1 protein-coding gene is annotated in these 1,043 nt (G+C 58.8%); it reads left to right on the top strand.

All coding sequences use genetic code 11. The annotated features are described in order from the left end of the window. Positions 1-1,043: alpha,alpha-phosphotrehalase (locus ACXRVY_RS31240; RefSeq protein WP_458239240.1), on the top strand; the 1,043-nt coding region annotated here is incomplete at both ends.

The following is a 1,043-nucleotide window of genomic DNA, read 5'->3' on the forward strand; positions in this document are numbered from 1 at the left end:
GAGTTTTCACAGCCACGCCGGCAACCCCACGGGCGATCTGCTCGGGGTGGTGGCCAAGCTCGATTACCTGCAATGGCTGGGTGTCGATTGTCTGTGGATCACCCCGTTCCTGCGTTCGCCCCAGCGCGACAATGGCTACGACATCAGCGACTACTACGCCATCGACCCGAGCTACGGGACCATGGCTGACTGCGAGTTGCTGATCGCCGAAGCCGGCAGGCGGGGCATCAAGCTGATGCTCGATATCGTGGTCAACCATACTTCCGTCGAGCACACCTGGTTTCAGCAAGCGCGCAGCAGCCTTGATAACCCGTACCGTGACTTCTACATCTGGCGTGATCAGCCGAACAACTGGGAGTCCAAGTTCGGCGGTTCCGCCTGGGAGTTCGAGGCGCAAACCGGTCAGTACTTTCTGCACCTGTTCGACCACACTCAGGCCGACCTGAACTGGGATAATCCGCAGGTGCGCGCTGAAGTCTTCAAGATGATGCGCTTCTGGCGTGACAAGGGCGTGGGCGGTTTCCGCCTGGACGTGATCAACCTGATCTCCAAGCCGGCGGACTTTCCCGAGGACAACAGCGACGGTCGGCGTTTCTACACCGATGGCCCGAACGTGCACGACTACTTGCAGCAAATGCACCGCGAAGTCTTCGAAGGCCATGACCTGATCAACGTCGGCGAGATGTCCTCCACCAGCCTGGAACATTGCATTCGTTACTCGCGGCCGGACTCGAAAGAACTGTCGATGACCTTCAACTTTCATCACCTGAAGGTTGATTACCCGAACTTGCAGAAGTGGGTTCGCGCTGACTTCGACTTCCTCGAACTCAAGCGCATCCTTTCCGACTGGCAGACCGGCATGCAGGCCGGTGGCGGCTGGAATGCGCTGTTCTGGTGTAACCACGATCAGCCGCGAGTGGTTTCGCGGTTTGGTGATGACGGCGAACACCGCGTGGTGTCGGCGAAGATGCTCGGCACCGCGCTGCATTTTCTTCAGGGCACGCCGTTCATTTATCAGGGTGAAGAGTTGGGCATGACCAACC

It is taken from the genome of Pseudomonas sp. P5_A2_2 (assembly GCF_054177685.1).